A 6,479-nucleotide genomic window follows, 5' to 3' on the forward strand; every position below is an offset into this window, starting at 1 on the left:
GGACGGCATCGGCACGGTTCGCCGCACGACCCTCCCCGGCGGCCTGCGGATCGTCACCGAGACCCTCCCCTCCGTGCGCTCCGCCACCTTCGGCATCTGGGCGCACGTCGGCTCCCGCGACGAGACCCCCACGCTCAACGGCGCGACCCACTACCTGGAGCACCTCCTCTTCAAGGGCACCCACAAGCGGTCCGCCCTCGACATCTCCGCCGCGATCGACGCGGTCGGCGGCGAGATGAACGCCTTCACGGCGAAGGAGTACACCTGCTACTACGCCCGGGTCCTCGACACCGACCTGCCGCTGGCGATCGACGTCGTCTGCGACATGCTCACCGACTCGCTGATCCTCGACGAGGACGTGGACGCCGAGCGCGGCGTCATCCTCGAAGAGATCGCGATGACCGAGGACGACCCCGGTGACGTCGTGCACGAGCTGTTCGCGCAGACGATGTTCGGCGACACCCCGCTGGGCCGCCCGGTCCTCGGCACCGTCGACACGATCAACGCGCTCAGCCGCGGCCAGATCGCCCGCTTCTACAAGAAGCACTACGACCCGACCCACCTGGTCGTCGCGGCCGCGGGCAACGTCGACCACGCCACGGTGGTACGCCAGGTCCGCCGCGCCTTCGAGAAGGCCGGCGCCCTGACCCGTACCGACGCCGTCCCGGTCGCGCCCCGCGAGGGCGCCCGGACCATCCGTACGGCCGGCCGGGTCGAACTCCTCAACCGGAAGACCGAGCAGGCCCACGTGGTCCTCGGCATGCCGGGCCTGGCCCGCACCGACGAGCGCCGCTGGGCCCTCGGCGTGCTGAACACCGCCCTCGGCGGCGGCATGTCGTCCCGCCTCTTCCAGGAGGTCCGCGAGAAGCGCGGCCTGGCCTACAGCGTGTACTCGTACACCTCGGGCTTCGCCGACTGCGGCCTCTTCGGGGTGTACGCGGGCTGCCGGCCCAGTCAGGTCCACGACGTCCTGAAGATCTGCCGGGACGAGCTCGACAAGGTCGCCTCCGACGGCCTCACGGACGAGGAGATCACCCGCGCCGTCGGGCAGCTCTCCGGCTCGACCGTGCTCGGCCTGGAGGACACCGGCGCGCTGATGAACCGCATCGGCAAGAGCGAGCTGTGCTGGGGCACCCAGATGTCGGTCGACGACATGCTGGCCCGGATCGCGGCGGTCACCCCGGACGAGGTCCGCGAGGTCGCCCGCGATGTACTGGAGCAGCGGCCCTCGCTCTCGGTGATCGGCCCGCTGAAGGACAAGCAGGCGGACCGCCTCCACCAAGCGGTCTCCTGAAACACCAGTCCCCCTAAGGAAGAGCAATGAGCAAGCTGCGCGTGGCGGTCCTCGGAGCCAAGGGCCGCATCGGCTCCGAGGCGGTCAGGGCCGTCGAGGCCGCCGAGGACATGGAACTGGTCGCGGCCCTCGGCCGCGGCGACGACCTCGACGCCCTCACCGAGGCGGGCGCCCAGGTCGTCGTCGAGCTGACCACCCCCGACTCGGTCATGGCGAACCTCGAGTACTGCGTGGGCCACGGCATCCACGCGGTGGTCGGCACCACCGGCTGGACCGAGGAGCGCCTCGCGCAGCTGCGGGGCTGGCTGGCCGCCTCCCCGGAGACCGGCGTCCTCATCGCGCCGAACTTCTCCATCGGCGCGGTCCTGACCATGAAGTTCGCGCAGATCGCGGCCCCGTACTTCGAGTCGGTCGAGGTCGTCGAGCTGCACCACCCGAACAAGGTGGACGCCCCCTCCGGGACCGCCACCCGTACGGCTCAGCTGATCGCCGCCGCGCGGGCCGAGGCCGGCCTGGGCGCCCAGCCGGACGCCACCGCGACGGCCCTGCCGGGTGCGCGCGGCGCCGACGTGGACGGCGTCCCCGTCCACGCCGTACGCCTCCGGGGCCTGCTCGCCCACCAGGAGGTGCTGCTCGGCGGCGAGGGCGAGACCCTCACCGTCCGGCACGACTCCCTGCACCACTCCAGCTTCATGCCGGGCATCCTCCTGGGCGCCCGCCGCGTGACCTCCGCCCCGGGCCTCACCTTCGGCCTGGAGCACTTCCTGGACCTGGGCTGACGGCCATGGGCGGAAAGATCACCTACGTCTTCCTGGCCACCGTGCTCGTGCTCGTCTTCGGCGTGGTGGCGATGGAGGGCGTCCTGCTCCTCCTGACGGGCGAGCCGGCCGCCATGGGCATGGGCGCCGTGGCGTTCCTGCTGCCCGCGGTCGGCGGCTGGTTCCTCTGGAAGAACACCAGCTTCGCGCGCCGGGCCAACCGCCTGGCCGCGGAGCTGGAGGCCGAGGGGGGCCTGCCCGTCGACGAGCTGAAGCGCACGGAGGGCGGCCGGATCCTGCGGGACTCGGCCGACGAGGTCTTCGCCCGGCGCAAGGCCGAGACGGAGGACTCACCCGAGGACTGGCGCTGCTGGTTCCGGCTCGCGGTGGCCTACCACGACGCCCGGGACACCCCCCGGGCCCGCAAGGCGATGCAGCGGGCCATCGCGCTCCACGAGGGGCGTCCGGTCAGCGCGTAGCGGCCGGGGCCGTGCCGTACTCGGCGTTCCAGGCCTCGACCGTGTCGGCCGCCCGGTCGAAGGCCTCGACACGGGAGAGGAAGTCGGCGTTGTGGTCGGTGAGCAGCAGCAGCTGCTCACCACCCTGCCGGTCGAGCACCAGGGCCTGGCCCTGGACGGTACGGGGGAGTCCGAGCCAGCGGACCGGCTGCTGGGTGGTCCGTACGGAGGTCACCTTCGCCCAGGGCACGGTGACGGTCGAGAAGAAGGCCACGCGGCGCAGGCCGGCCCGGCTCACCCAGGTGCCCATGCGCAGCATCCGCAGCGAGGCCACGATGACCAGCGCGGCGATGCCGAGCGTGACGCCCGCGCCGCCGAAGGCACCGGCCACCGCGATGATCACGGCGGCGAGCAGGACGAACGAGGCGAGCAGCAGCGCGAGCGCCGCCGCCCCCACACGCCACGAGCCCGGCCGGTACGGGCGGCGCCACTCGTCGTGGTCGTCGAACGGCAGGGCGACTTGGTCGGTCGTGTCAAAAGCACGGTCGGCCGTCAGAAAGGGCAGGGGCACGACAGGTCCTCACTCACAAGCACGCTCGAAGGGGCGGTGCCCGGTGAGGCTACCTCAGCGGTTGTCGGAGGCCTCGGACTGCTGCTGACGAGTGGCCGAGTCACCCGACTGGAGCGAGGGCATCCCGAGGACCAGGGACCCGACGAGGCCGGCCACGACGGTCAGCCCGAGCAGGGCGCGGCCCACGATCTGCGAGGTGCTGAGGCGCTCCCGGGGCGGTGGAGTGACGTTACTGCGGAAGTGGTCGGCCTCCGCGACGAACGCGAACGGTACGGCCTCTCGCCTGGGGGTGCCCCCGGACGGAGTCTGGGGGAGGAACATCAGAGCCACTCTCCTCATTCGTCGTCATGCGTCACAGGTACAGACGACGGAAGAGACGTTTTGGTGCCCTTTTTCATCAAAGCGGCCGAATCTCATCCTCCGGTAGGACGCCGCCGAGGAAGCCGATCACCGTGTTGGACGACTGTGCAGTCCCATACGGCACACATGTCCGAACACACGATGCGAAGTGTCCGTATTGCGACGTTTCACGAAGTTCATCTAGGCTGATCAAACGGACCCGGCGCTGCCTGAACCCCCGAGCAGGCAGCGCCGGGCTCCCTTTCTCCTGTCCCCCTCGGGGACACCAGGCGCTGAGCAGCGAGTAGCGTGTTACCCATGGCTCCGATCTCCACTCCGCAGACCCCCTTCGGGCGGGTCCTCACCGCCATGGTCACGCCCTTCACGGCGGACGGCGCACTCGACCTCGACGGTGCCCAGCGACTCGCCACCCACCTGGTGGACGCGGGCAACGACGGCCTCGTCATCAACGGCACCACCGGCGAGTCCCCGACCACCAGCGACGCGGAGAAATCGGAGCTCGTACGAGCGGTGCTGGAGGCGGTCGGCGACCGCGCCCACGTCGTCGCCGGCATCGGCACCAACGACACCCACCACTCCATCGAACTGGCCCGCACCGCCGAGCGCGACGGCGCACACGGCCTCCTCGCCGTGACGCCGTACTACAACAAGCCCCCGCAGGAGGGCCTGTACCGGCACTTCTCGGCCATCGCCGACGCCACCGAGCTCCCGGTGATGCTGTACGACATCCCCGGCCGCAGCGGCGTCCCGATCGACACCGAGACGATCGTCCGCCTCGCCGAGCACCCGCGCATCGTCGCCAACAAGGACGCCAAGGGCGACCTCGGCCGCGCCAGCTGGGCCATCGCCCGCTCCGGCCTCGCCTGGTACTCCGGCGACGACATGCTCAACCTGCCGCTGCTCTCCGTCGGCGCCTGCGGCTTCGTCTCCGTCGTCGGCCACCTCGTCACCCCGGAACTCCGCGCCCTCCTCGACGCCCACCTCGGCGGCGAGGTCCAGAAGGCCACGGAGATCCACCAGAAGCTGCTCCCGGTCTACACCGGCATGTTCCGCACCCAGGGCGTCATGACCACCAAGGCCGCCCTCGCCCTCCAGGGCCTCCCGGCCGGCCCGCTGCGCCCGCCGCTCGTCGAGCTCTCCCCCGAGGAGACCGCCCAGCTCAAGGTCGACCTGGCCGCCGGCGGGGTAGAACTCTGACAACAGACTTCACAACTGAACACTGACAACAGCAAGTGCACGATTGTCATGCGCGCCACGTGCCCGACCGGTACGTGGCGCGCATGGTGAGGAGAGTCTTTTGAGTCATCCGCATCCTGAACTCGGCGCCCCGCCGAAGCTGCCCAAGGGCGGCCTGCGCGTCATCCCGCTCGGCGGCCTCGGCGAGATCGGCCGCAACATGACGGTCTTCGAGTTCGACGGCCGTCTGCTGATCGTCGACTGCGGCGTCCTCTTCCCCGAGGAGGAGCAGCCCGGCGTCGACCTGATCCTGCCGGACTTCACCATCATCCGGGACCGCCTCGACGACATCGAGGGCATCGTGCTCACGCACGGGCACGAGGACCACATCGGCGCCGTCCCGTACCTGCTCCGGCTGAAGCCGGACATCCCGCTCATCGGCTCCAAGCTGACCCTCGCCCTGATCGAGGCCAAGCTCCAGGAGCACCGCATCCGCCCCTACACCCTCGAGGTGAAGGAAGGCGACCGCGAGCAGCTGGGCCCCTTCGACTGCGAGTTCGTCGCGGTCAACCACTCCATCCCGGACGCCCTGGCCGTCGCCATCCGCACCCCCGCGGGCATGGCCGTCGCCACCGGCGACTTCAAGATGGACCAGCTCCCGATGGACGGCCGCCTGACCGACCTCCACGCCTTCGCGCGGCTCAGCGAGGAGGGCATCGACCTCCTGCTGTCCGACTCCACGAACGCCGAGGTCCCGGGCTTCGTCCCGCCGGAGCGGGACATCTCCAACGTCCTGCGGAACGTCTTCGCGAACGCCCCGAAGCGCATCATCGTGGCCAGCTTCGCCAGCCACGTGCACCGCATCCAGCAGATCATCGACGCCGCCCACGAGTACGGGCGCCGGGTCGCCTTCGTCGGCCGCTCGATGGTCCGCAACATGGGCATCGCCCGCGACCTGGGCTACCTCCGGGTCCCGGCCGGCCTCGTCGTGGACGTGAAGACCCTCGACGACCTGCCGGACGACGAGGTCGTGCTGGTCTGCACGGGTTCCCAGGGCGAGCCCATGGCGGCCCTGTCCCGCATGGCCAACCGCGACCACCAGATCCGCATCGTCCCCGGCGACACGGTGATCCTCGCGTCCTCGCTCATCCCGGGCAACGAGAACGCGGTCTACCGCGTGATCAACGGCCTGACCCGCTGGGGCGCGAACGTGGTCCACAAGGGCAACGCCAAGGTCCACGTCTCGGGCCACGCCTCGGCCGGCGAGCTGCTGTACTTCTACAACATCTGCAAGCCGAAGAACCTCATGCCGGTCCACGGCGAATGGCGCCACCTGCGCGCCAACGCCGAGCTCGGCGCGATGACGGGCATCCCCAAGGACCACATCGTCATCGCGGAGGACGGCGTCGTCGTCGACCTGGTCGACGGCCGCGCCCGCATCACCGGCAAGGTCCAGGCGGGTTACGTGTACGTGGACGGCCTCTCGGTCGGCGACGTCACCGAGACCTCCCTCAAGGACCGCCGCATCCTCGGCGAGGAAGGCATCATCTCGGTCTTCCTGGTGGTCGACTCGTCCACCGGCAAGATCGTGGGCGGCCCGAACATCCACGCCCGAGGCTCCGGCATCGAGGACTCCGCCTTCGACGCGGTGATCCCGAAGATCGACCAGGCCCTCAACAAGTCGGCCCAGGACGGCGTCGTCGAACCCCACCAGCTCCAGCAGCTGATCCGCCGCACCGTCGGCAAGTGGGTCTCCGACACCTACCGCCGGCGCCCGATGATCCTCCCGGTCGTCGTGGAGGTCTGACCAGCGCGTCACCGGAGCGGGGCCCCTCGATTTGCATCGGGGCGCCCCGCTCCAG

7 protein-coding genes are annotated in these 6,479 nt (G+C 70.4%); 5 read left to right on the forward strand and 2 right to left on the reverse strand.

Translation table 11 applies throughout. The features are described 5' to 3' along the window. The 3 genes from ACWGN5_RS41455 to ACWGN5_RS41465 all read left to right on the forward strand — a co-directional run. Positions 1-1,294: M16 family metallopeptidase (locus ACWGN5_RS41455; protein WP_453524119.1), on the forward strand; the 1,294-nt coding region annotated here is incomplete at its 5' end. Positions 1,295-1,320: 26 nt separating this feature from the next. Further along, positions 1,321-2,073 carry a 4-hydroxy-tetrahydrodipicolinate reductase gene (dapB, locus tag ACWGN5_RS41460; RefSeq protein ID WP_453524122.1) on the forward strand — a complete coding sequence of 251 codons (753 nt, stop codon included), beginning with the start codon at positions 1,321-1,323 and terminating at the stop codon, positions 2,071-2,073. A gap of 5 nt (positions 2,074-2,078) precedes the next feature. After that, positions 2,079-2,531 carry a hypothetical protein gene (locus ACWGN5_RS41465; RefSeq protein WP_369146850.1) on the forward strand — a complete coding sequence of 151 codons (453 nt, stop codon included), beginning with the start codon at positions 2,079-2,081 and terminating at the stop codon, positions 2,529-2,531. Here ACWGN5_RS41465 and ACWGN5_RS41470 read toward each other — a convergent pair. Together ACWGN5_RS41470 and ACWGN5_RS41475 are read right to left on the reverse strand one after the other, a co-directional pair. Further along, entirely contained in the window at positions 2,521-3,081 is a 561-nt protein-coding gene (locus ACWGN5_RS41470) for a hypothetical protein (protein WP_453524126.1), read from the reverse strand. The genes ACWGN5_RS41465 and ACWGN5_RS41470 overlap by 11 nt on opposite strands. A gap of 54 nt (positions 3,082-3,135) precedes the next feature. Further along, complete coding sequence (locus tag ACWGN5_RS41475; protein ID WP_453524129.1) at positions 3,136-3,402, reverse strand: hypothetical protein; 267 nt, start codon at positions 3,400-3,402, stop codon at positions 3,136-3,138. A 336-nt stretch (positions 3,403-3,738) separates the two neighbouring features. Between ACWGN5_RS41475 and dapA the strand changes: the two genes are divergently transcribed. After that, positions 3,739-4,638 carry a 4-hydroxy-tetrahydrodipicolinate synthase gene (dapA, locus tag ACWGN5_RS41480; protein ID WP_369146854.1) on the forward strand — a complete coding sequence of 300 codons (900 nt, stop codon included), beginning with the start codon at positions 3,739-3,741 and terminating at the stop codon, positions 4,636-4,638. A 100-nt stretch (positions 4,639-4,738) separates the two neighbouring features. Continuing rightward, the gene (locus tag ACWGN5_RS41485) at positions 4,739-6,424 is read left to right on the forward strand and encodes a ribonuclease J (protein WP_453524132.1); all 1,686 of its coding nucleotides are present in this window, start codon (positions 4,739-4,741) and stop codon (positions 6,422-6,424) included. Positions 6,425-6,479 lie beyond the last annotated feature (55 nt).

This window comes from Streptomyces sp. NPDC055815, assembly GCF_053616475.1.

Excerpts from the sequence above, each read along its gene's own strand:
- ACWGN5_RS41465 (WP_369146850.1), top strand. The coding sequence starts at position 2,079 with ATGGGCGGAAAGATCACCTACGTCTTCCTGGCCACCGTGCTCGTGCTC.
- dapB (WP_453524122.1), top strand. The coding sequence starts at position 1,321 with ATGAGCAAGCTGCGCGTGGCGGTCCTCGGAGCCAAGGGCCGCATCGGC.
- ACWGN5_RS41475 (WP_453524129.1), bottom strand. The coding sequence starts at position 3,402 with ATGTTCCTCCCCCAGACTCCGTCCGGGGGCACCCCCAGGCGAGAGGCC.
- dapA (WP_369146854.1), top strand. The coding sequence starts at position 3,739 with ATGGCTCCGATCTCCACTCCGCAGACCCCCTTCGGGCGGGTCCTCACC.